The 22,292-nt window shown below is 71.2% G+C and carries 22 protein-coding genes; 8 read left to right on the forward strand and 14 right to left on the reverse strand.

All coding sequences use genetic code 11. The annotated features are described in order from the left end of the window. Positions 1-39: 39 nt before the first annotated feature. The 3 genes from ACQPYA_RS13270 (at position 40) to ACQPYA_RS13280 (ending at position 5,365) form a co-directional block, all read left to right on the forward strand. Complete coding sequence (locus tag ACQPYA_RS13270) at positions 40-2,790, forward strand: histidine kinase (protein WP_433533493.1); 2,751 nt, start codon at positions 40-42, stop codon at positions 2,788-2,790. Next, a complete protein-coding gene (locus ACQPYA_RS13275) occupies positions 2,762-3,430 on the forward strand; it encodes a response regulator (RefSeq protein ID WP_433532882.1) in 669 nt (222 codons plus the stop codon). The genes ACQPYA_RS13270 and ACQPYA_RS13275 overlap by 29 nt, the downstream gene beginning before the upstream one ends. Positions 3,431-3,859: 429 nt before the next feature. Next, positions 3,860-5,365 (forward strand): MFS transporter, encoded by a 1,506-nt coding sequence (locus ACQPYA_RS13280; RefSeq protein WP_433532883.1) that lies wholly within the window; start codon positions 3,860-3,862, stop codon positions 5,363-5,365. Between the two features lie 121 nt (positions 5,366-5,486). Here ACQPYA_RS13280 and ACQPYA_RS13285 read toward each other — a convergent pair whose 3' ends face one another. From ACQPYA_RS13285 to ACQPYA_RS13295, 3 genes are all read right to left on the reverse strand, one after another. After that, positions 5,487-6,938, reverse strand: coding sequence for a cellulase family glycosylhydrolase (locus ACQPYA_RS13285; RefSeq protein ID WP_433532884.1), 1,452 nt, complete (start codon positions 6,936-6,938; stop codon positions 5,487-5,489). A gap of 175 nt (positions 6,939-7,113) precedes the next feature. Next, positions 7,114-7,524 (reverse strand): VOC family protein, encoded by a 411-nt coding sequence (locus ACQPYA_RS13290; RefSeq protein ID WP_433532885.1) that lies wholly within the window; start codon positions 7,522-7,524, stop codon positions 7,114-7,116. 10 nt (positions 7,525-7,534) lie between these two features. Then, positions 7,535-7,972 (reverse strand): helix-turn-helix transcriptional regulator, encoded by a 438-nt coding sequence (locus ACQPYA_RS13295; protein ID WP_433532886.1) that lies wholly within the window; start codon positions 7,970-7,972, stop codon positions 7,535-7,537. 119 nt (positions 7,973-8,091) lie between these two features. Here ACQPYA_RS13295 and ACQPYA_RS13300 point away from each other — a divergent pair, with 119 nt between their 5' ends. Continuing rightward, positions 8,092-8,946, forward strand: coding sequence for a hypothetical protein (locus ACQPYA_RS13300; protein ID WP_433532887.1), 855 nt, complete (start codon positions 8,092-8,094; stop codon positions 8,944-8,946). A gap of 132 nt (positions 8,947-9,078) precedes the next feature. On the opposite strand, the gene ACQPYA_RS13305 is transcribed toward ACQPYA_RS13300, so the two are convergent. The 5 genes from ACQPYA_RS13305 to ACQPYA_RS13325 all read right to left on the reverse strand — a co-directional run bounded on the left by ACQPYA_RS13305 (position 9,079) and on the right by ACQPYA_RS13325 (position 13,469). Then, entirely contained in the window at positions 9,079-9,471 is a 393-nt protein-coding gene (locus ACQPYA_RS13305) for a hypothetical protein (protein WP_433532888.1), read from the reverse strand. 305 nt (positions 9,472-9,776) lie between these two features. Beyond that, positions 9,777-10,649, reverse strand: coding sequence for an ABC transporter ATP-binding protein (locus ACQPYA_RS13310; RefSeq protein WP_433532889.1), 873 nt, complete (start codon positions 10,647-10,649; stop codon positions 9,777-9,779). After that, a complete protein-coding gene (locus ACQPYA_RS13315) occupies positions 10,646-11,665 on the reverse strand; it encodes a FecCD family ABC transporter permease (RefSeq protein WP_433532890.1) in 1,020 nt (339 codons plus the stop codon). Before ACQPYA_RS13315 ends, ACQPYA_RS13310 begins: the two co-directional genes overlap by 4 nt. After that, positions 11,662-12,450, reverse strand: a complete 789-nt coding sequence (locus ACQPYA_RS13320; RefSeq protein ID WP_433532891.1) for a class I SAM-dependent methyltransferase — start codon at positions 12,448-12,450, stop codon at positions 11,662-11,664. Before ACQPYA_RS13320 ends, ACQPYA_RS13315 begins: the two co-directional genes overlap by 4 nt. Next, the gene (locus ACQPYA_RS13325) at positions 12,447-13,469 is read right to left on the reverse strand and encodes an ABC transporter substrate-binding protein (RefSeq protein WP_433532892.1); all 1,023 of its coding nucleotides are present in this window, start codon (positions 13,467-13,469) and stop codon (positions 12,447-12,449) included. Before ACQPYA_RS13325 ends, ACQPYA_RS13320 begins: the two co-directional genes overlap by 4 nt. 212 nt (positions 13,470-13,681) lie before the next feature. Between ACQPYA_RS13325 and ACQPYA_RS13330 the strand changes: the two genes are divergently transcribed. From ACQPYA_RS13330 to ACQPYA_RS13340, 3 genes are all read left to right on the forward strand, one after another. After that, the gene (locus tag ACQPYA_RS13330; RefSeq protein WP_433532893.1) at positions 13,682-14,968 is read left to right on the forward strand and encodes a hypothetical protein; all 1,287 of its coding nucleotides are present in this window, start codon (positions 13,682-13,684) and stop codon (positions 14,966-14,968) included. A 183-nt stretch (positions 14,969-15,151) separates the two neighbouring features. Then, positions 15,152-15,541, forward strand: a complete 390-nt coding sequence (locus ACQPYA_RS13335) for a hypothetical protein (RefSeq protein ID WP_433532894.1) — start codon at positions 15,152-15,154, stop codon at positions 15,539-15,541. After that, positions 15,541-16,674, forward strand: a complete 1,134-nt coding sequence (locus ACQPYA_RS13340) for a hypothetical protein (RefSeq protein WP_433532895.1) — start codon at positions 15,541-15,543, stop codon at positions 16,672-16,674. Before ACQPYA_RS13335 ends, ACQPYA_RS13340 begins: the two co-directional genes overlap by 1 nt. Positions 16,675-16,682: 8 nt before the next feature. Here the strand turns inward: ACQPYA_RS13340 and ACQPYA_RS13345 are convergent, their stop codons facing one another. After that, positions 16,683-17,249: a nucleotidyltransferase family protein gene (locus ACQPYA_RS13345; protein ID WP_433533494.1), complete on the reverse strand. Its 567-nt coding sequence runs from the start codon at positions 17,247-17,249 to the stop codon at positions 16,683-16,685. 299 nt (positions 17,250-17,548) lie between these two features. Between ACQPYA_RS13345 and ACQPYA_RS13350 the strand changes: the two genes are divergently transcribed. Beyond that, positions 17,549-18,016 carry a hypothetical protein gene (locus ACQPYA_RS13350; protein WP_433532896.1) on the forward strand — a complete coding sequence of 156 codons (468 nt, stop codon included), beginning with the start codon at positions 17,549-17,551 and terminating at the stop codon, positions 18,014-18,016. Positions 18,017-18,027: 11 nt separating this feature from the next. Here ACQPYA_RS13350 and ACQPYA_RS13355 read toward each other — a convergent pair whose 3' ends face one another. The 5 genes from ACQPYA_RS13355 to ACQPYA_RS13375 all read right to left on the reverse strand — a co-directional run bounded on the left by ACQPYA_RS13355 (position 18,028) and on the right by ACQPYA_RS13375 (position 22,189). Then, entirely contained in the window at positions 18,028-18,978 is a 951-nt protein-coding gene (locus ACQPYA_RS13355; RefSeq protein WP_433532897.1) for a hypothetical protein, read from the reverse strand. Beyond that, entirely contained in the window at positions 18,975-19,310 is a 336-nt protein-coding gene (locus ACQPYA_RS13360; protein ID WP_433532898.1) for a PadR family transcriptional regulator, read from the reverse strand. Before ACQPYA_RS13360 ends, ACQPYA_RS13355 begins: the two co-directional genes overlap by 4 nt. A gap of 241 nt (positions 19,311-19,551) precedes the next feature. Further along, positions 19,552-19,746: a DUF397 domain-containing protein gene (locus ACQPYA_RS13365; RefSeq protein ID WP_433532899.1), complete on the reverse strand. Its 195-nt coding sequence runs from the start codon at positions 19,744-19,746 to the stop codon at positions 19,552-19,554. Next, the gene (locus tag ACQPYA_RS13370) at positions 19,739-20,617 is read right to left on the reverse strand and encodes a helix-turn-helix domain-containing protein (RefSeq protein ID WP_433532900.1); all 879 of its coding nucleotides are present in this window, start codon (positions 20,615-20,617) and stop codon (positions 19,739-19,741) included. Before ACQPYA_RS13370 ends, ACQPYA_RS13365 begins: the two co-directional genes overlap by 8 nt. Positions 20,618-21,157: 540 nt before the next feature. Then, positions 21,158-22,189, reverse strand: coding sequence for a fatty acid desaturase family protein (locus tag ACQPYA_RS13375; RefSeq protein WP_433532901.1), 1,032 nt, complete (start codon positions 22,187-22,189; stop codon positions 21,158-21,160). Between the last annotated feature and the right edge of the window lie 103 nt (positions 22,190-22,292).

The raw sequence follows: 22,292 nt of genomic DNA on the forward strand, positions 1-22,292 counted from the left end.
GAGGGAGGCGTGGGGCCGGCATGTGGTCGTCTGGTGGCGATGACGCAGGGTCACCGCCCCGCCGAGTTCCCGGACGCTCACCGCGAGCAGCCGGTCGACTGGGCGGCCTATTGTCGTACCCCGATGAGACCGACCCGGGACTGGCTGTTGCCCGGCCTGCTGGCCGCGATCCAGTTGGCCGTCTGGCCGGGCATCCCGGTGCTGCGCGGGGATCCGCCGGCCGCCGGCCCGGTGGCGGTCGCGTTCGCCACCACCGTCGTGGTGGCCGCGGCCCTGGCCGTCCGGCGGGTCGCGCCCGTCGCCGCGCTGACCGGCGTTCTCCTGGGTCTCATGTTCGGGCAACTGGCCACCCCGGTCGACGCGTTGCTCGTGCTGGGCGTCGCGGACCTCATCGCGCTCTTCTCGGTGGCCGTGCACCGGACACCGTGGGTCACGCTGAGCGCCGTCCTCGCCTGTACCGGCTGGCAATCCCTGCTGGCCGGGCAGCTGCTCGGCGTGGACCAGGAGCACCTCGTGCTGGCCGCGCTGGCCGCCGTGTGCTACCTCGTCACGGCCGCGCTGGGCCGAGGCCGACGCCGGTGGCGGCTGGCCCGGAACCGGGCCGCCGAGCGGCTCGCCCAGACCGAGGCCGACCGGCAACAGGCCGCCGTGGTGGAACGGCACCGGCTGGCCCGGGAGCTGCACGACGTGAGCGCCCACCACCTGACCGCGATCATCGTCACGGTGTCCGCCGCCCGGCGGCTCGCCGCCCGCCGGCCCGAGTTGACCGGGCAGGCGCTCGACTTCGCGGCCGACACCGGACGCGAGACGCTGGCCGCGTTACACCAGCTGGTCACCGTGCTCGGCGAGGTGGAGCGGGAGAGCGGAACACCGCTCGCGGAGCGGCTGGCCGACCTCGCCGCCGGCTTTCGGCGGCTGGGCCAGCCGGTGGCAATGGAGTTGGATCTGCCGCCGACGGGTCCACCGGGGGTGGTCGAGGCCGCCTACGCGATCGTGCGGGAAGCGTTGACGAACGCTCTCCGGTACGCCCCCGGCGGTGCGGTCCGGATCAGGCTCCGGCAGGGCCCGGCCGGACTCGACGTCGAGGTGGACAACACCGAGCCACCGCCGGCCGCCGCCACCGGCGGGAACCGGCCGCCGGATGCGGAAACCAGTGCGTCGCTGCCGCCGGCACGGCACCCGCGGCCGGTCGGCGCTGACCCGTTGGGTTCCGGTCGAGGACTCGCCGGAGCCGCGGGACGGGCGGCCGAACTCGGCGGATGGCTGACCGCCGGCCCGTCCCCGGCGGGCGGTTGGCGGGTACGCGCGGTCCTGCCGATTACTGGGCCGCAGGTGCCGCAGGACACCGCGCACCGAACGGCCGGGTGGGTCGAGACCGGATCGTTCGCCAGGGCCGATGCCACGGTGGTGCCCGGGGCGGGCTCGGCCGGCGACGACACGCCGCCCTCTCCGGTGCCGGCGGCTGATCGCGGCGGCTGGTGGGCCACCTCGGTGTCCCGGCCCGCCAGCGGGCTGCGACGCTGGCTGACCGCGGCCCACGCCCGGCTGGGTGGCGCGCGCCTGACCGACGTCACCGTCTTCGCCGGGTGCGTGGTGATCCCGGTCGGGTTCGCGCTGATCGACGAGGAGGCGCCGGTCTCGAAGGCCGTCCTGGATCCGGCCGGGTTCGCCCTGCTGGCGCTACTGCTGATCGGGCACGCCGCTCCGCTGCTGCTGCGTCGCCGCGCGCCGTGGCACGCCCTCGGCGCGGTCCTGGCCACGGCGCTGCCGTGGCCGCTGGTGGTCGGTCTCCAACTCCTGCCGGAGCCGGCCCTGTTCGGGCTGGCGTTCGGCGGCTGCGCCGAACTGGCGGCCGTCTACGCGGTCGGCCGGTACGCCGCCCGGCGGCGGACGCCGACCTGGTTGGCGGTACCGGTCGGGGCCGGCGGACTCGGACTGGTGGCCGCCGCGACCGTGCCCGTCTCCGGCGACGCCCCGCCGGCCGATCCGGTGACATCCGTCCTGATCACCATCTTCGTCGCCGGATTCCTCGGGCTCGTGGCGGCGTTGCTGCTCACCGTCCCGATGCTCGCGGCGTGGGGATCGGGACGGGCGGTACGGGCCCGGCACGACCGGGTCAGCGGCGCCGAAGACTCCGCGCTCGCCACTGCGGCGGCCCGCGTCGTGGCGGAGGTGCACGCCGAGCGGGCCAGGATCGGCCACGGACTGCGCGACGCCGTCCTGCGGGAGACCGCCCGGCTGGTGACCGCCGCCGCAACCGAACAACCCCCGCCGGATCGGAACCGGGCACCGGCCGGGGAGGAGGCGCGGGCGGCGCAGCTTGACGCGGTGACGGCCGCGGCGCGGGCCGCGCTCGCGGGCATGCGGGAACTGCTCGGCGGCCTGCACGACGTGCCGCAGCCGACTCTCACCGCGCTTCCCGACCTCTGCGACCGGCACCGGGCCACCGGCCGGCAGGTCGACCTGGACCGTCCCGCCGATCCACCCCGGCTCCCGGCCACCGTCGAACTGTCGGCCTACCGGCTGGTCGAGGGGGCACTCGGTGCCGGTGACCCGACTCCGGCCCAGGTCCGGCTCGGCTACCACTGCGACGGACTCGCTATCACCGTGACCGGGGTACCCTCGGCCACCGTCGGCCCGGCCGCGGCCGGCCTCGCCGCTCGGACCGCCGGCCTCGGCGGTTCGATCACCACCGGCCCCGGCACCGTGAACATCTGGCTGCCCACCGGCGACCCGCACTACCAGCTGGGAGTTGAACCCGATGTCCGTACGAGTGCTGGTTGTCGATGACCAGCGGGTGGTTCGCGCGGGTTTCGTCGCCATGCTGGACGCCGAACCCGACCTGACCGTGGTCGGTGAGACCGGCGACGGCGCAGCCGCAGTGGAACTGGCCGGCCGGCTGGCCCCGGACGTGGTGCTGATGGACATCCGGATGCCGGGGATGGACGGGCTGACCGCCACCGGCCTGCTCACTGCCGCCGGCGCCGGCCCCCGGGTGCTGGTGCTCACCACGTTCGACCTCGACGAGTACGTGTTCCGCGCGCTGCGGGTCGGCGCATCCGGGTTCCTGCTGAAGGACGCCGAGCCGGAGGAACTGCTCGCCGCCGTGCGGGTGGTGGCGGCCGGCGACGGCATGCTGGCCCCGACGGTGACCCGACGGTTGATCGACGCCTTCGCCACCGGCGGGGTGGTTGCGGCGGCTGCGGACAGCCCATCGCCGGTGGCGGGGTTGACCCCTCGGGAGCGGGAGGTGCTGCTGCTGGTCGCGAGCGGACTCTCCAACGGCGAGATCGCCACCCGGCTCGGTGTCGCCACCGGCACGGTGAAGACCCATGTCAACGGGCTGCTCGCCAAGCTGGGCGTACGGGATCGGGTCCAGGCCACGATCCTCGCGTACGATCTCGGCCTGGTGCGCCCGCGGGTGCCCTGACCGCCAGCGTGCCGGCTGTTTTCGCGGGATCGGGAAGTTAGGTTAACCTACCCTAACTTTGTCCGCCTTGGTGGTGGGAGGCGCGCGTGAAACGGAACCGGGGATCGTTGGTCCACAAGGCCGTGGGTGGCTGCCGGCAGCTGACCGGCGTCGGCTACTGGACCGGCGGATGAACGCCTTCCCGGCCCGCGCCGGAGCCCCATCTTGGGTTTGCGCCTCGGCCCGCGTTTGCGCCTCGGCCCGCTCCGCACCCTCGGCCTTGCCGGAAGCCGCGATCCGCGCTGGAGCGGTGGCGCACGCTGATCGCGGAACCCGGGCCCGCCTTGGCGTCCACGGTGACCCGAACGCCGTGGTTGGTCCGAACGCCCGGGGTGGCGAGGCAGCAGGGGCCAGCCGGGCCGCCCAGGGACGCCGTGCCGGTGTCGCCCGGTGAGCGGGTCCGGCACGGCGCTGGCCGAGCGGTCGGGTCCGCCGGTCGCGTCCCGGCTGGGCACCCGTTGGCTCATCCTCGCCGTGCTCTGCCTGGCCCAGCTCGTGGTGGTGCTGGACAACACCGTGCTCACCGTGGCGGTCCCGGCGCTCGGTCGTGACCTGGCGGCCAGCACCGCGGACACGCAGTGGATCATCAACGCGTACGCGTTGGTGCTCTCCGGTCTGTTGCTCACCGCCGGCAGCGCGGTGGATCGCTATGGCCGGCGGCGGATGCTGCTGGTCGGGCTGGTGCTCTTCGGGGTCGCCTCACTCGCCGCCGCGGCGGCCCGCTCGCCCGGTCAACTGGTGGCGGCCCGGGCGGCGCTCGGCGTCGGGGGCGCGCTGCTGGTGACCGCCACCCTGGCCGTGGCCATCCAGATTTTCGACCGTGCCGAGCGGCCCCGCGCGATCGGGATCTGGGCGGCCGTGCACGCGCTCGGCTTCGCGGCCGGGCCGCCGGTGGGTGGGCTGGTCCTCGCGTACGCCGACTGGCCGGCCATCTTCCTGCTCAACGTGCCGGTCGTGGTGGTCTGCCTGGTCGCCGCCGGGCTGCTGGTGCCCGAATCGCGCCGGCCCGGCCCGGCGCGGCTCGACCTCGCGGGCGCGCTGCTCTCCGGCGCGGGGCTCACCGCCGTGGTGTACGCGGTGATCTCCGCGCCCGACCACGGCTGGACGGCACCGGCCGTGGTCGGCGCGGCGAGCGCGGGAGCACTCCTGCTCGGCCTCTTCGTCGCTTGGGAGCGGCGCGTCGCGTACCCCATGCTCGACCTGCACTTCTTTCGTGACCGACGGTTCGTCGGCGCGGTGGCCGGGGTGGTCCTGATCACCTTCGGCAGCGCCGGCTCGCTCTTCCTGCTGGCCCAGCAGTTGCAGTTCGTCCGCGGCAACTCGGCCTGGGAGGCCGGCCTGCGGATGGCGCCGTTCGCGCTGACCGTGGTGCTGCTCAACTTCGCCGGCATCTCCGCCTGGCTGATCCGGCTGCTGGGCACCCCCGTCGCCATCGCGTCCGGCATGACCCTGCTCGCCGTGGGCCTGGTCGTCGCCGCGTACGCCCCGACCGACGGCTACGCCGTCCTGCTGCTCGCCCTGGTGCTGATGGGTACCGGTTGCGCGCTGGCCAATCCGGCCATCGTGGACGCGGTGATGAGCGCGATCCCACCCGAGAAGGCCGGCGCCGGCGCCGGAGTGGACGGGACCATGGCGGAGGTCGGTGCCAGCCTCGGGGTGGCCGCGCTCGGCGCGGTGATGAGCGCCCGTTTCGTGGCCGCGCTACCGGCCGATCTGGCCGGCGCGGGCTCCTTCCCGGCCGCGCATGCCGCCGCGGCCGAGTGGCAACGGGCCGGGGTTGCGGACGCGTTCGGCGCGGCGGTGGCGACCAGCCAGACGGTCGGCGCGGTCGCCGTCCTGGCCGGCGGCTGCCTGGCCGGGCTGCTGCTGCACCGGGCCGGACGCCGGACGGCCTGACCGCGGGCCGAGGCTCGCCGGTGGCGGTCCCGACAGAAACCGGACCGGTGCTTCGCGGAGGCGGGTAGGCGCCGGGCGGCCCCGGCGGAGAACCGCCGGGGCCGCCGTGGGTGCGGGCGGATCAGCTGGTCGGGAAGTTGTCCGGGGTGCGGATACGCTCGCGCATGAAGGCCCCGGAGGTGGTGAGTACGGAGGTGCCGGTGTAGTTGCTGCCGTTGCAGGTGCCGGGCCGCAACGCCGCGCTGCCCTCGGCCTTGTCGGAGAACGTCCAGTTCGCGTAGCCGATCTTCAGCCGATCCAGCAGGTCCAGCCACTGCCCGCTGCTGGTCAGGTCGGCCGCCCCGTCACCGGTGTAGTCGACCGTGCCGAACTCGGTGACGAAGAGCGGCAGCCGGGTGGCGGCCCGCTCCACCTCGGCCCGGTAGTTGTCCCGGTGTGATGCGGCGTAGAAGTGGAAGGCGTACATGATGTTGCTGGCGTTCACCGGGTTGTTGGCGATCTCGGTGTGGTTCGAGCCCTCCGAGACGCCCAGCGAGGACCAGGCGCGGGTGCCCACGATGATGACCGCGTCCGGGTCGTTGGCCCGGATGACCGGGATGACCTGCTCGGCGTAGTTCTTGATGGTCGACCAGCCGACCCCGTTGGGCTCGTTGGTGATCTCGTAGATCACGTTGTTCTTCGCGGCGTGCCGTGCGGAGACGGCGGCGAAGAAGGTCTTGGCCCGCTCCAGGTTGTACATCGGGTCGCCGGGCGTCAGCGTGTGGAAGTCGATCATCGCGTACATGCCGCGTCGGGTCGCCTCGTCGACCAGGTTGTTGACCCGGTTGGTGAAACCGGCCGGGTCGGTCTCGTAGCCCTGCTCCTGCACGTACATGGCAATGCGGAACAGGTCGGCGCGCCAGTCGGTGGCCAGCGCGTCCAGCGAGGCGGGGTTGTAGCAGTTGCCGAACCACTGGATACCGTGGCTGCTCATGCCACGCAGCTGGATCGGCCGCCCGTACTGGTTGCAGAGGTTGACCCCGCAGACCCGCAACTGTCCGTTGATGCCCACCGGGGTCTGACCGCCCGGCGGCGGGGTGGTGGTCGGCGGCGTGGTCGGCGGGGTGGTGGGTGGGGGAGTGCTCGGCGGTGGGGTGGTGGGAGTTGTCGAGCCGGTGCAGACCGTGCCGTTGAGGGTGAACGAGGTCGGCGACGGGTTGCTGCCGGTGAAACTGCCGTTGAAGCCGACGTTGGTGCTGGCGCCGGTGGCCAGCGCGCCGTTCCAGCTCATGCTCTGCGCCGTGACGGATCGGCCGCTCTGGCCCCACGTCGCCGACCAGCCCTGGGTGACGCGCTGGCCGCCGTCCGGGAAGGCGAACCCGAGGGTCCAGTTGTTGACCGCGTCGCCCAGGTTGGTGATCGTGACGCTCGCGGTGAACCCGCCGGACCAGCTGTTCGTCGTGTAGGCGACGGCACAGCCGGTGGCGGCCATCGCGTTGGTGGCGGGCAGGGCGGCCAGCGCGCCGAGGGTCAGCGCGCCGACGGCGCCGGCTGCGACCAACAGACGCCGGGAGCGGCGCGGAGGATGCTTCATGGTGGACCGTCGCAATCTGGTCGTGGTGGTGGGTCCGGCATCTCCGATGACATCGGACGGAGACCGGGAGCGCTCCCACGGCAGCCTACGACGTTATGAAACAGTCACGCAATATTTGCGTTCATCGAACTCTTCCGGTAGTCCGGACGGATGTGAGCCGGGGCCGGCGTGGGGCTCAGGGGAGTTGGTTGATGCGTACTACGGTGCCCGCGGGATCGCGGAACGCGCAGTCGCGGATCCCGTACGGCTGGTCGGTCGGCTCCTGGACCACCTCGGCGCCGCTCGCCTGCACCTGCTCGAAGGTGCCGGTCAGGTCCGAGGTGCCGAGGACGACCATGGTGTAACTGCCCTTGGCCATCAACTCGGCGATCGTGCGCCGCTCGTCATCGGTGAGGCCCGGATCGACGGCCGGAGGGTGGAGGACGATCGACGTCTGCGGCTGGCCCGCCGGCCCGACGGTGATCCAGCGCATGTTTCCGTAACCCACGTCGTTCCGCACCTCGAAGCCGAGCGCGTCACGGTAGAAGGCGAGCGACGCCTCGGGGTCGTCAGCGGGCAGAAACGTGTGGTGAATGGTGAGGTCCATGCCCATCACGCTAGGTCAGCGCGGGTGGGACCGCTTCTCGATTCCTGATCGGTCGCATGACCTGCTTGGCCACGCAACTCGGCAGGCCCGCCGCCTGGCCGGCGGCCAGGCGGCGATAGGCGCTCGGCGACACGCCGACCAGTTCGGAGAAGCGCGTGCTGAAGGTGCCCAGCGACGAACAACCGACCGCAAAGCAGACCTCGGTGACCGAGAGGTCGCCACGTCGCAGCAGGGTCATCGCCCGCTCGATGCGCCGGGTCATCAGGTAGCTGTAGGGCGATTCGCCGAAGGCGGCACGAAACTCCCGACTCAGATGGCCGGCCGAGAGGTGCACCCCCCGGGCCAGCGCCGGCACGTCCAGCGGCTGCGCGTAGTCACGGTCGATCCGGTCGCGTACGCGGCGCAGCAGGGCGAGTTCACGCAGGCGCGGGTCGGGTTTGTCGGCCACGGATGACAGCCTGCCTCGTGAACTGCCCGATTGCCCAACCTGATCTTACGATTTGCGCAGCTCACTACCCTGGCTCTGATCATGTGCCAGCGAACCTCTCGACTCGACAAGGGCTACGAATGAGTGACAGTCACTCTCCGTACGGAGGGCAGCCGGATCCGAACGCCGCCGCGTGGGGCGCCCCACCCGGCTCCCCGGTCGGGCCGCCGACCCCGTCCGGCTACCCGCCGCAGTTCGGTGCGCCGGCCCCGCCGCCGTACGGCGCGCCGCCCCAGCGGTCCTCGAACACCGCGCTCTGGCTCGGGCTGGGCATCGGCGCCGCAGTGATGGCGGTCCTCATCGCCTGCGGCGGAACCATCGGCTTCTTCCTGCTCAGCGATGACAAGCCGACGCCCAGCGCGTCCGGCAGCTCGGGCGCATCGTCCCCCGAGAGCGGCGCACCGTCGGTCGCGCCGCCGGTCGGGGAGCAGCCCGACAACAACAACGCGGTCACTGCCCGCAACTTCAGCGATATGCAGGCGGTCTGCGAGGGCAGCCAAATCCTCAACGCCGCGCCGTACCGCGAGGCCAAGAGCGCCAAGATCTACACCTTCGCCAACTCCCCGGAGCGTCCGCAGTCCTGGGTGAGCAAGTCGGCCGGCGTCAACAAGCGGTACTACGCCAAGACCGCCGACTGGGCGACGGTCTCCGTCGTCGGCTGCCTCACCTTCGAGGAGGGCAGCGAGGGCGAGCCCCGCAAGTGCGAGTACAAGGACCGCGACGGCAAGCAGGTCACCGTCGACTACCTCTCCTCGCGCTACACGCTGACCTTCCACGCGGCCAGGACCGGCGAGAAAATCGGTGACGGCGTCCGGATCAACGCGCCGGCCGTCCGCTGCCCGGGCTTCATCTCCTACAACAAGGCCACCATGAAGGCGTACGCCCAGCCGGACACCGGCGCCCTGGAACTAGCCCTGGACACCTTCACCTCCTGAACCCATCCACTTACCCCGATCGTTGGCGGCTGAGCTGTTCGACACGCCGGCCAAAAGTGCAGCTTAGCCGCCAACGATCCCGCTTTTCGGCCGGGCCGCCCCGGCGAAGTCAACAGTTTTCGCGTGACGATTTCAGAACCGGTCGGCCCCGGTGAGAAGCTGCTCAAGTCGGTCGGCGGTCGAGGTCACGAGCGCCAATGGCCGCTCGAACTCGTTGATGTTGAGATTGAGCAGGGGCACGGAGTGTCGGAAGGTCACCAGGTCGCCCAGGACGGACATCCCGCCGCAGACGGTGTCCCCGACCTCGCGCAGTGCCTGCACCAGGTTCACCGAGTTCAGCTCCCCGAAAGACGACTCGATCTGCACCCACTCCTCGGCCCCGTCCGCCAAGGTGACGTGCCAGAGCAGCACTACCTGCGACCGGAGGTTGCCGGTCTCGAAGACGAGCTTGATCATGTCGTGTCGCTCGTCGGAGATCTTGTAGTTCGAGCGGACATAGGTCGCAAGATTGGCCCAGGTCGCCATTTCAACTCCTTTGCCGTCGAGGTTGTCCTCGGGGGTAACGGGCAGATACGAGTGCACGCCCCTGGTGGCGGAATTGCAACCCTCGATCCACTCGCTGTGCAAGATCTGACACGTTTGACGACGACTTCCGGATGAAATTGCACTGGCGATTCAGCTAGCCTCAATCGGCTTTCCGGTTGTCCCGCTTGCGGAAACGGTGGCTGTTCTTCCCTTTGTGTTCCGTCCGGTCGGGGTCACCCGGGTCGATTCGAGGTCGACCGATCATGGAAACAGTTCGAGATGCCCGGGGGATCCTGAAGCGCGGGTCAGGCTCCCCGGGGCGGAGAATCCGCGGTACCGCGGTACCGGATCCGGGGTCGACCGTCGGCCGCCGTCTCCACCTCCGCCCGCACCTGGTAGACCTGCTCGATCCGGGCCGGGGTGAGAACCTCGACCGGGGTGCCGGCGGCCACCACCCGGCCGGCGTACAACAGGACCAACCGGTCACAGAACTGCGCGGCCAGGTTGAGATCGTGCAACGTGATCAGGACGGTGGTGGGCGACTCGGCGAGAAACCGCAGCAACTCCAGTTGGTGACGGATGTCCAGATGATTCGTCGGCTCGTCGAGCAGCAGCAGGTCCGGTTCCTGCACCAGGGCGCGGGCCAGGTCCACCCGCTGCCGCTCGCCGCCGGACAGGCTTGGCCAGCGCCGCTGCTCGAAGCCGGCCAGCCCGGCCTCGGCCAACGCGCGCCGGGCCAGGCGCAGATCGGCGGCGCTGACTGCGGCCAGGCGCGGCCGGTACGGCGTGCGGCCGAGCAGCACGACGTCCAACGCGGACATCTCAACGTCGGTGGCGACCTGTTGGGTGACCACCGCGATCCGTCGGGCCAGCGCGCGCCGGGGTATCGCGTTCACCGGGTCGGCGTCGAGCAGCACCCGACCGGACGCGGGCCGGGCCAGCCCGGCCAGCAGCCGCAGCAGGCTCGACTTGCCGGAGCCGTTCGGCCCGAGCAGCCCGACCGTGACACCCGGTTCGGCGGTCAACGCCACCTCGGCCAGGATCCGTACGCCGCCCACAGCCCAACCAACCCGCTCGGCGTCCAGCCGCGCCGGTCGCGGGCCCGGCGGGAACCCGCCGGTGCCGGTCGCCCGCCGACGGTCAGCCGAGGCCCGGTCGGTCGCCTCCGGGCCGGTCACGGCGTCCCCGCCCGGCGGCGCATGACCAGCGCGAAGACCGGCACCCCGAGCAGCGCGGTGAGCACACCGACCGGCAGTTCCTGTGGCGAGAACACCGTCCGCGCCGCGGTGTCCGCCCAGACCAGGAAGATCGCGCCGGCCGCTGCGGAGGCCGGCAGCAGCGTACGGTGTCGGGAGCCGATCACGAACCGCACCGTGTGTGGCACGGTCAGCCCGACGAAGCCGATCGCTCCGCTCGCCGCGACCAGCGTCGCCGCCATCAGGGCGGTGACGGCGAAGAGCAGCAGCCGGGTGCGTTCGGGCGAGAAGCCGAGCGACCGTGCCGTGTCGGCGCCGAACGCGAACGCGTCCAGCGCGGTCGCGCCGGCCCAGCAGATCAGCAACCCGGAGCCGCTGACCACGGCACTCAGCGCCACCGCCGGCCAGGACGCCGCGGTCAGCGACCCGAGCAGCCAGAACGTCACGCTGCGGGTGTCCTGCGTGTGCGCGTCGGAGATGACGATCAGGCTGGTGACCGCACCGAACAGCTGCGACACAGCCACCCCGGCGAGCACGATCCGGGTGGGTTCGCCGGCCCGCCGGCCGGCCAGCAGCAGCACCGCGGCGAACGCGGCGATGCTGCCGGCGAAGGCGCCGGTGGTCAGGCCGACGGGGCCGGCGCCGGCACTGATCCCGAGCACCAGCACCAGCACCGCACCCGTGGACGCGCCGGCCGAGACGCCGAGCAGGAACGGGTCGGCCAGCGGATTGCGGGTCAACGCCTGTAGCACCGCGCCGCACACGGCCAGGCCGGCCCCGACGAGAGCCGCCAGCAGTACGCGGGGCAGCCGCAGGTCCCACACGATGCTGTCCATCAGCGGTGACAGCGGGCGGACCGGTAGGCCAAGATGGCCGCCCACGGCGCGCAGCACGCTGCCGACCGGCAGATCCGCCGAGCCGACCGTGACCGCCGCCGCGATGCTGAGCGGCAGCAGGAGCACGGCCAGTGGCAGGACGTACCGGGCTGGCGGGCTCATCGACGGGCGAACACGACGTGGTCGTCCAGGTACTGCCAGACGGTGCCGACCTCGGCGAAGCCGGCCGCGCGCAGGGCCGCGAGGTGGAAGTCCAGTGGAGCCAGGGCCTGCGGCGGCCGGTCGGCGAAGCGCCGCTCGCGCTCCACGGCGAGTCCGGCCAGTTCCGGATGGCGGGCCGCCTGCGCGTACCAGTCCGAATAGCTGAGCGCACCGGCGGCGAACGCCTCCTGCTGCACCCACGCGTCGTGCCGTCGAGCGATCTCGCGCAGGCTCGGCGTTGATTCGTCGTAGCGCAGGTGGTCGGCGTTGAGCAGCACGCCACCGGCCGGCAGCAGCCGCGCCGCGGCGCGGTAGACGCGCAGCAACTGCTCCGGGGAGAGCCAGTGCAGCGCGGTCGAGCTGAGTACCGCGTCGACGGTACGCCCGGCCAGCGCCTCCTCCCAGCCATCGGCCACCAGGTCCACATCGTGCACCTCGGCGCGGCTGCCATACCCGGCGAGCGCGCCCCGGGCGACCCGCAGCAGGATCGGGTCGTAGTCGACTGCGACGGCGCTGGCATGCGGAAACCCGGCCAGCACCCGGTCGGTGATCGCGCCCGGACCGCAGGCCAGGTCCAGGATCGTCAGGTCGTGCGGGGAGTGCAGCCGCAGCACGTCGAGCATGGCCTCGAACCGGTGGTCCCGGTGCGCCACGTAGGCGGCCTGCTGGCCGTTCCAGAGGTTGAGCAGCCGCCGGGCGGCCGGCTGGTCCAGTACACCGAGGTCGGTGGCGTCCGGCGGGGTCATCGGGTGCTCCCGCGCAGGCCCGCGCCGACCAGCTCGGCCGCCTCGACGCTGCGGATCGACGGATCCATCGACGAGCCGGGAACGGTGATGAACCGACCGGCGACCACCGCGTCCAGCTTCGACGTCACCGGGTTGCGACGCAGAAAATCGATCTTCGACTGGGCGCTGTCGCCGTCGCCGCCCCGGGTCAGGTCGGCCACCACGATCACATCGGGGTTGCGCTCGGCGATCTCCTCCCAATTGCCGGCGGGCCACTTCTGGCCGGCATCGGTGTACGCGTTGCGCACCCCGAGCAGCGCGCCGACCGCGTCCGGCACGCCACCCTGTCCGGCCACGTACGGCGTGCTGGTGCCGGAGTAGTACCACAGCAGGGAAGGACCGGCGTCCGGCTGCCCGGTGCCGCCCGGCGTGGCGCTCGGGACGGCGTCCCGGGCCGCGTCCAACCGGCTCCGCTGTTCGCTGATCAGCTGCTCGGCCCGCTCCGGTACGCCGAAAATCCTGGCGATGTCGCGGATCTCGGTGAAGAGCCCGTCGAAGCTGACCGTCTGGATCGCCTCCGCCGGGTCCTCGCACGCGAACCCGGAGAGATAGGCCGGTACCCCGAGCTTCGCGAGGTCGGTGCGGGGGCCGGCGGCGTCCGTGGCGTACGCGGACGAGTATGTCGAGTAGACGAAGTCCGGGTTCGCCGAGCGGATCGCTTCCCCCGAGGGGTACAGCTTGGCCAATACCGGCACCTTCTCGTACGACGGTCGCAACTCGGGCAGCACCGGGTCGGTCTGGTAGCTGGTGCCGGCCATCCGATCGGCGAGGCCGAGGCTGAGCATGATCTCGGTGGCGTTCTGTTCCAGGGCGATCGCACGTCGGGGCGGTGCGTCGACGTCGACGGAAAGGCCGCAGTTGGTCAGGTGGACCGCGCCGGCCGAGGCGCTCGGCTCGTTCGGCCCGGCGGTGCCACCCGCGGCGCATCCGGCCGCGGCGAGCATCACGCAGAGCGCCGCCGTAATGGAAATGGTTTTCATGGGCGATGAAGCTATCAGCAGCTCCCGGCGGGCAGCACAACCGGGGTCCCGACCCCGCCCCGCAAGCTGGCGACTCGGCGGATCTCAAGACCGTGCGTTCGCGAGTGCGGCACGGACAGCGCTGCCGGCGGGCGGCCGGGAGTCGCAGTGAACCGGCGGTCGGTGCGAGCCGTTGTCGTAGGTCCAAGCGGCAGGTTGAGGGAGATCGAACTGTGGCGACTGCGCCCGGCGGTGGTGTCGGCCGATCAGGCCGCGAGCGGACCAGGTTCTCCGGAGCGGCACGCGAGGCATGGCGGCTTTCTGCCGGCCGGCTGGACCGGCGTGATCCGGCGCTGCGGCGTCGGCTCTCCGTCGGGATACTGGCCGTGCTGCTCGTCGGGACCGGCGTCGTGGCCAGCGCCGGGTTGGGCAGCGCCACGGCGGAACAGACCGCACTCACGGGCCAGCCGGTGCCGGACGTCCCGGTCGGGCCGAGCGGTGTGGACGGGCCGACCGGTGTGGTGCCCAGCTCGGGCACCATGGCGAGGCCGGTGCCGGACGGCTACCTTCCCGCGGTGCTCGCGGCGGGCCGGTCGTGTCCGGGGCTCACTCCGGCCCGGGTCGCCGCGCAGTTGATGGCCTCCTCCGGCTTTGATCCCAACCTGTTCGTCGCCCCTGCCAGGCAGGGCATAGCCCAGTTCAGCCCGCAGGTCTGGGCCCGGTACGTGCGGTCGGCCAACACCACCTCGCCCTGGGATCCGGGCGTGGCCATCCCTGCGGTCGGCCGGACCATGTGCGTCCTCATGGGGGAGCTGGGTGGGCTGGGCATGGACCCGTACCGGTTGGCGCTGGCCGCGTTCCGGGCCGGCCCGGAAACGGTTGTCCGCTCCGGTGGACTCCCCGACGACCTGGACGTCCGTGGCTACGTCGACCTGACCATGGGCTATCTCGACCACTACCAGCAGGACCCGCGACTTGGCGGCGAGGTGCCTCCCAGCGCCTCCCCGGCTGGCGGGAAGCCGACCGGGGCGAGGCCGTCGGCTGGTGCAGGCACGCCCGGTGCAGGCAGGCCCGAGGCCGGCAAGCCCGGCGCGGGAAGCCCGAGCACCGCCAAGCCGAGTGGCGCCGCGACACCTGCCCGGTCGCCACAGGCCCGTTCCAGTGCCGGCGCAGCGAAGCGGAACTGGCAGACCCGGGTGGTGCGGGCCACCTCGACGCTGCAACTCGGTCAGTCCTGGAGCACCGACCGGCTCAAGCTCGTGCTGGCGAACGACGGCAACGTGATTCTCCACGACCAGGGAAAGGCGGTATGGCAGACGGGCACGAAGGGCAGGGGCGGCCATCACCTGGTGTTCCAGGCCGACGGCAACCTGGTGCTCTACACCGGGTCCAATGCGACCGTCTGGACCTCCAACACCCCCGGCAACGACGGGGCGATCCTGGTGCTACAGGCCGACGGCAACGTGACCATCTCGAACGGTGGACGGGGGCTCTGGCACACCGGAACGATGAAGGGCTGAGCGACGTCGGTCCGCCGGCACGCGCGTCAGCGACCGCCGCACCACCCTGCCCCATCCCGACCACGGCGGCATGCCGGGACCTTCTTGCTGGTCGTTTGGTGCTGGTTCGGGCCGATGCGTAATACTCCACAGGCGACGGTCGGTCCGCCGTCCGGCACATCCCTCGACAGGAGACATGTTTCGATGCCCACGTGGTATGAGCTGCGCGAACACGCTCGCACCCAGTACAAGCTGGACGACATCGAGGACGACTGGTTCTCGCTGCTCTGGAGCTACCGATCCGAGCGCACCCAGAAGATCGTGGTGAGCCGCTACGAGGCCTTCGACCAGGAGTGGATCGAGTTCCGCAGCTTCGTCTGCAAGGAAGAGGAGCTGAGCCCCCGGGTCGCGTTGCGCAAGAACTTCGACTCCACCCTCGGCCTGCTCGCCCTCGACGAGGAGGGCGACTACGCCCTCATCCACCACGCGCTACTCGCCACCCTCGACCCGAACGAGTTCGCGCTCCCGCTGCGGATGCTCGCCTCGTTGGCGGACGAACTGGAGGACCAGCTCACCGCCCGGGACGACTTCTGATGCCGGAGCAGACCAGCGAGGTGTTCCTGCCGGCCGACTGGGCGGACGCCGGCCCCGGCCCCAAGCACTGGAGCACCGACGCCCGCAGCGACGATCCGGCCGCCCGGGTGGTGCACCCCCCGACGGAACCCGGCCTCGGCACCGGCAAGTCGTTCCTGTTCCTGTTCGGCTTCAAGACCGCCAGCGGGCAGGACCGTTCGATGCTGGCTCAGGAACTCGCCCAGATCGACGACGACATCGAGGTCCTGCGGGCCGCCGGATACACCGTCGTCGTCGACCAGCAGGCCACCCGGAAGGACCTGCTGGAGGCGGTGACCGGCGACGGCAGCGGGGTGGAAGGGCTCGTCCCGGCCGGCATCTACTGGAGTTCGCACGGCGGCGAGGACGGCAGCCTGGAATGCTGCGACGGCGCGTCGGTCTGCCCCGACGACGTCGACCCGGCCACCGTCTCGCCCGGGCTTCGGCTGGTGATCCTCGGCGCCTGCTATGTCGGTGCGTACGCGCCCGCCTGGCGTACCGCGCTGGGCGGGCATCCCCTGGTGGCCGGCTGGGGTCGCCCGGTGACGCTCGAACGCGCCGTCGACTTCCTCGAAACGGGCCGGGAGTCCGACGTCGGCCTGGACGACCTGATCGAGCGCTGGCTGCTCACCGACACACCGATCCCGGCCGCCACGAGCGCCACCGGCCTTATACCGGCCACCGCGACCGGCGGCCGGCCCGGCCCGTTGAAGAAGCGGATCGGTGCGATCGCGGGCCACCTCGGCGCGGAATGGGCCAAGCACGACAACCGGTACGACGTCACCGTGCCGCTGCCGGGCGACCGCACCCACGTGGTGCAGCTCTTCGCCGTCGACGGCACCGAGCCGTTCACCGAGGGCCTGCGGCTCTGCGGGATGGAGGCGGTGGTCGGACCGATGTCGATGCTGATCACACCGGAGCAGCTGCTCGCCGGCCCGACCGGACCGGGATACGGCCGGATCTCGCTGGTCAGCGGTGACACAGGTGTGCCGCAGATCGTCGCGCAGTCGTTCACCCCGCTGGCCGGCACGTCCAACCAGCAACTGGCCGCACACTGCTATCAGGTCGCGCTGCGCGCGGACACCCTGGAGCACCGCATCTTCGGCGTCGACTGAACCGGCGGTCACCGTTCGTCGATGTCGTATCCGCCGGCCACGTCGCCACACTCGACGGCGGTGACGTGGCCGGCGTGCCGGCGTAGGTATGCCCGGGCCCCCTGGTCGCCACGCGTGGTCTCGATGATCTCAGCCCAGTGGTCGCGACCCAGCACCACCGGATGGCCCGGCTCGCCGTCGTAGCAGGCGCGAGTCAGGCAGCTGGCGTGCGCCTGGGCCAGCAGTCGCGCCACCGCCAGCGCGGAGACCCCGGGCATGTCCACCAGGTGTACGCACACGGCCGAGACCTCCGGCAGGCGGGCGGCCGTGCTGAGCCCGAGCCGCAACGACGAGGCCATCCCTTCGGCCCAGCCCGGATTGTCGACGACCTGCACACCGGCCAGGTCGACGACGGCCCGGGTCCGGCGGGCTCCGGCGCCGAGGACCGCGATGATCGGGTCGCAGCCGCCGTCGCGGAGCACACGGAGCGCCGGCCCGAGAAACACCGGCGCCTTGGGGCCGCCGTAGCGGCGCCCGGCCCCGGCCGCCAGGACCAGACCGGCGACACGGCCTGCGGCGCCGCCGAGAGGAATCATCCCCACCCGCCGAGTGGTCCACGCCCATGGCGATCAGGTGACGTGGATGCGGCACCGGCCCGCAACGTGATCCCCACTTCGCTGTCGTACTGGTCTGACCGCCAGGAATGGCCGTGGGCAAGTCTACGGTGGCCGCCGGCCGACCTCGACCGGGCGCGCGGGCGTCCTGGCGGGACGTGTTCATCCCGCTCACGGACGGTCCACACCGCCATTCCGGCAGCGTAAGCTCCGGATGCTGTCGGTCATCGGCGGGCAGACGCCCCGCTGAGATCCGCGACTGCCGTCGGTAGACTGCGGCGGTGCGATATGACGAACTCGACGCGGCGATTCTCCAGCTGGTCGCCGGGGCCAGCGACGACCGCCTCCGGGTCTTCGGCGCCGAGACGGTCGACCGTCTCGTCCGGGGCGAACCGCTGCCGGACGTCGCCGCCGAGGACGAGTTCGACGAGGACGCCTTGGCGGCGTTCACCGTCGCCTGCGAGAACGTCCTGACCGCCAGCCCGACCGAGTTGCGCGCGCTGCTGACGCGCGTCGACGACGGCATCCTCAGCGACGGCGACATGGACCCCGAACTCCTGACCATCGTCTCCGCACTCGAACACTGGACGACCTACCTGGAGACGGGCCGGCGTGACGAGCTCTACGAACTCGCCATCCGCTCCGTCGAGCAGGTCGACTTCCAGGTCTCGGCCGATCTCGACGACTTTCTGGCCACACCCGAGATGGCTGCCGAGTACGAGCGGATCGAGCGCCTGCTCACCACCTAACGACTTGCCGGTCACAGGGCGACCTGCTGGCGGGCGGCCATTCTGCTGACCGTGACGTTGATGGCGAAGACTCCGATCACGGCTCCGAGGAGCAGGTATCGCGGCCCCAGGTGCCAACCGTGGTACGTCCAGTTGGCTGGTTCGTAGGCCAGCATGGGCAGGGTCAGCGCTAGCAGGACCGCGCTGGACGCGATCGATATCCGCACGTCGAGCGCGCCCACGAGGGCCGCCACCAGCCCGGCCGCCACGATGACCGGCATGGTGAGCCGCCCGGCCCAGTCATTGAGCGGGCCGGGCGTGAGGACAGCCATGGTCAGTGCGGCGCCGACCAGCCAGATCCATGGTCGCGCCACCCGTGATCGAGGTGCTCGACGCAGCGGCATCATCGCCAGGACGGCGAGCAGGCACGTCCACGTGGTGGGCAGCATGGCCAGGTAGAGGCCGGTCTGGATCGCCGGCGCCGCGCCGAGCCCGGGCCACGGCTCTACCGCGATCCACAGGTTGTTCGTCGTGGCGTACCAGATCTCCGCGCCGAAGGCGGCAATGGTCGTGGCGAGTGCGAGGCGGTAGCGGGCCCAGGCTGCGGCGGCCAGCGCGAAAAGCAACATGGCGGGCGTGAGCAGGCTCCCGCCGTACAGGAAGCCGGCGGAGTTTCCGGGCAACAGCAGCCATGCGTGCCACACGAGGGGCAGGGCGGTGAGGGTCACGCCGCACACGAGCAGGGACAGCGCGGTCAATCGCAGCGCGGAGTGGCGCAGGGTGTCCCGGGAGCCGAGCCGGTCCACACCGGAGCGGACCCGCAGACCTCCCACCACGAGGGCCAGGGACTCCCGAAGGCTGAGCTGCCTCCGGTCTGTCTCGACCGCGACAAGCGTTTCCAGCATCTCGTCGGCGCGGTACTGCCGGTAGGCCCGAGGGTATGCGCGCAGCAGCCACCGGTAGCGCTGCTCCCGGCCGGTCATGCCGGCACCGTCCGAACCGTCACGGCCGTCGACCGTGGGGAGCGGTCCCGAACGACCTGAGCCGCGGCAGCCATCCGCGCCGCCTCCGCGTGCAGTGCGGACAACCCGCGCTCGGTCAGCTCGTAGCTGCGGCGGGCGCGGCCGTTGACCACCGCCTCCTCGGCCACCTGCACCATCTCCTCGCTGGTGAGCCGGTCCAGCGCGGCGTACAGCGTGCCGGTCGTCAACCGCACCCGCCCGTCGGACAGCTCCAGCGCGCGCTTGACGATGGCGTAGCCGTGCAACGGCTCGTCCTGCAACGAGGCGAGGATGAAGTATGTGGGTTCGCGCATCGACGCGAGGGGTTTAGTCACGTCATCTACATAAGCAGATAGACGACCTATTGGTCAAGCGCGAGTCCCGTGGTCCGCGGATGACGCGCGGCCAGCCGAGCGACGCGACGCGAGCGGGTTACCGGGCTGGCGGTCCCGGACGCGAGGAGACCCCCACCCGTGCTCGGGTAGGGGCCCCATCGGCGTCACGCCGTGTTGGCAGAGGTGGCCGGCTTCTCGGCTACTCCACCGTGAGCGAGAATCAGCCCATCCCGTCCGCCTTGACGGACTCGATGAAGGTCCGCCAGGCGACCGGGCCGAAGGACAGCGCCGGGCCGGTGACGTCCTTGCTGTCCCGCACCCCGACGACGCTCGGGATGGTGTCCGCGACCTCGACGCAGGCGCCCTCGTTGCTGTAGCTGCTCTTACGCCAGAGGGCGTTGGGCATATCACTCATCGTAGCTCTCCTTGATCACGTTTCTCACCAGATCCTCTGACGCGCGGTCGTCCAGAGCAAGACCCCAGAGCGCCGCCCAGGCGTTCTCGTACGCCTCCATCTCGCCCGGCTTGTCGAGGTAGAGGCTGCCTGTCAGGGATTCGCTGTAAACCGTGGACGGCTCCGCCGGACGGGTGCCGACCCTCGGGAAGTCCAGCAGGATGAACGCACCGGCGACGGACGCGCTGTGCGGTCCAACGGCCAGAGGCAGGATCCTGACGTTGACGTTGCCTGTCCGGTTGACGTTCGCTAGGTGAGCAAGCTGTGTACGCCAGGCGTCGGGGTCGCCGATCGGCCTGCGGATGACTGCCTCATCGATGATCGTCTCGAAGTCGGGAGCGGCCGGCCTGCGCCGAGCCAGGAGCTTCTGCCGCTCCAACCGCAGGGCAACCTTCTGCGCCACCTCCTGTGAGGTCCGCTCGGGCTTGCTGTTGAAGATCGCCGCGGCGTAATCCGCTGTCTGAAGCAGGCCCGGGACGACGTTCGGCTCGTAGTGCCGGATCCGTTTCGCCGCGGCCTCCAGCCCGACGTACAACTCGAACCACGCCGGGATCGCTTCGCCGTAGCTGTGCCACCAGCCGCTTGCCTTGCTCTCCCGGGCGAGCGACACCATCACCTCGGTCAGCTCGGCCGACGTGCCGTAGTGCTGGCACATCAGGGTGACGTCGTGGGTCCGCAGTGACGTCTGCCCGCTCTCCAGGCGGTACATCTTCGCCCGGGACCACTCCAGCGCTTCGGCAGCAGCTTCGAGATTGATGCCGGCCTCTTCCCGGGCCTGCCTCAGCAACCGGCCGAGTTGCCGCCGGGGCACCGAAGATCCAGTATCGGCCATCGCCACCTCGTCTCAGTCCGGCGTACGCCCGTGTCTCATTTGGAACAGCATTTTGGGCTAGACGACACGGTGTCGATCTCTTCGTCCGAAATTCGGGCTGAGACGTTGCATTCCGTGTGACACCGGGACCATTGTGGCTGGTACCAGCCCTGCAAGCCATGATCGCGGGAGGTGCCGAAGTGTCCCGACGGTGGTTTCAACGCCCCGCCGAACCGATCGACGTCATCCAGCCGGCAACCCGGTACGCCGGCCAGGACGCCCTCCACAGGCGTAACCGGAAGCCGCACGGTGGCGCTCCCTGAGATCAGGCCGGAGGTGCCGTTCCGTGTCCAACTCGCGTGGACGGTAGTCGACCTTCACCGCCGTAAGGTCTGCTCACGCTGCCACCCGGTGGGCGGCTGCCCGAGCCTCACCGCCGCGGCAGCCGCCATCAACGCCTGGCGCTTCCAGGTCGGGAGATCTCCCCTTCCTGACCCGGAGGGCCAGCCCGCAGCCCTGTCGGCCGACAAGGTTCCGGCTGACCAAGCCTATTGAGACACCTCAGCGCGCGGCGTGTTCGGCGCGGGCGGGTGCGCCCACCTCGTGCAGGTGCCGGAGGGCCTGACGGTAGGAGGTGACGAGGCCGGTCTCTTCGTAGGGGACGCCGATCTCGGCGCAGTAGGCCCGCACGATCGGTTGGGCCCGGCGCAGGTTGGGCGTCGGCATCCCGGGGAACAGATGATGCTCGATCTGGTAGTTCAGACCACCGAGCGCCGCGTCGAGCAGCCGGTTGCCGCGGACGTTGCGGGAGGTCAGCACCTGCTTGCGCAGATAGTCCTCGTCGCCGGTCGGGTGCGGCATGCCCTTGTGGTTGGGGGCGAAGGTCATGCCGAGGTAGACGCCGAACAGCGCCTGGTGCACCAGCAGGAAGGCGAGGGCCTGTGGCGGCGAGAGGACGAGCAGCACCGCGGCGAGGTAGCCGGCGGCGTGCACGATCAGCAGAGCGCTCTCCACCCCGCGCTGTTTCACCGTGCCGTTGCGCAACGCCGTGACGCTGGACACCTTCAGACTGGCCGCGAGCAGGGTGAGCAGCGGGAAGAACAGTGCGGCCTGGTGCCGGGTGATGAAGCCCTTCAGCCCGCGCCGGCCGACGGCCGACCCGGTGGCCCAGACGAGCACCTCGGGAGCCACGTCCGGGTCGAGGTCGTCGTGGTTGGGGTTGTTGTGGTGACGGGTGTGCTTCTCCATCCACCAGCCGTAGCTCATCCCGATGCCGAGGTTGCCGGCCAGCAGCCCGGCGATGGCGCTCGGGCGCTTGGTGCGGAACACCTGGCGGTGCGCCAGATCGTGCGCCACGAGTGCGACCTGGGCGAAGGTGACGGCGAGGAACACGGCGGTGAGCAGCTGCCACCAGGAGGAGCCGATGACGAGGAAGGCCGTCCACCCGCCGAGGAACATCAGCGTGACGACGCTCAGCCGGAGGACGTAGTAGGCGGGCCGGCGCCGCATCAGCCCCGCGTCGATGATCCGGCGGGACAGGGCGGCGAAGTCGCTGCCGGTCGGCGTCTGGGACGGCGTCGTGGTAGTCGTCATGCCTCCAGCAGACCGCCTGGCGGCGTCGTCGTCAGGAGCGCTGTCCCCTCCACCGAAGGGGTGCTGGCACCCCTGCCGAAGGGTGATCTCGCGGGCACAATAT

Origin of the sequence: Micromonospora sp. CA-263727 (assembly GCF_050942455.1) — a bacterium.
Taxonomy (GTDB): Bacteria; Actinomycetota; Actinomycetes; order Mycobacteriales; family Micromonosporaceae; genus Micromonospora.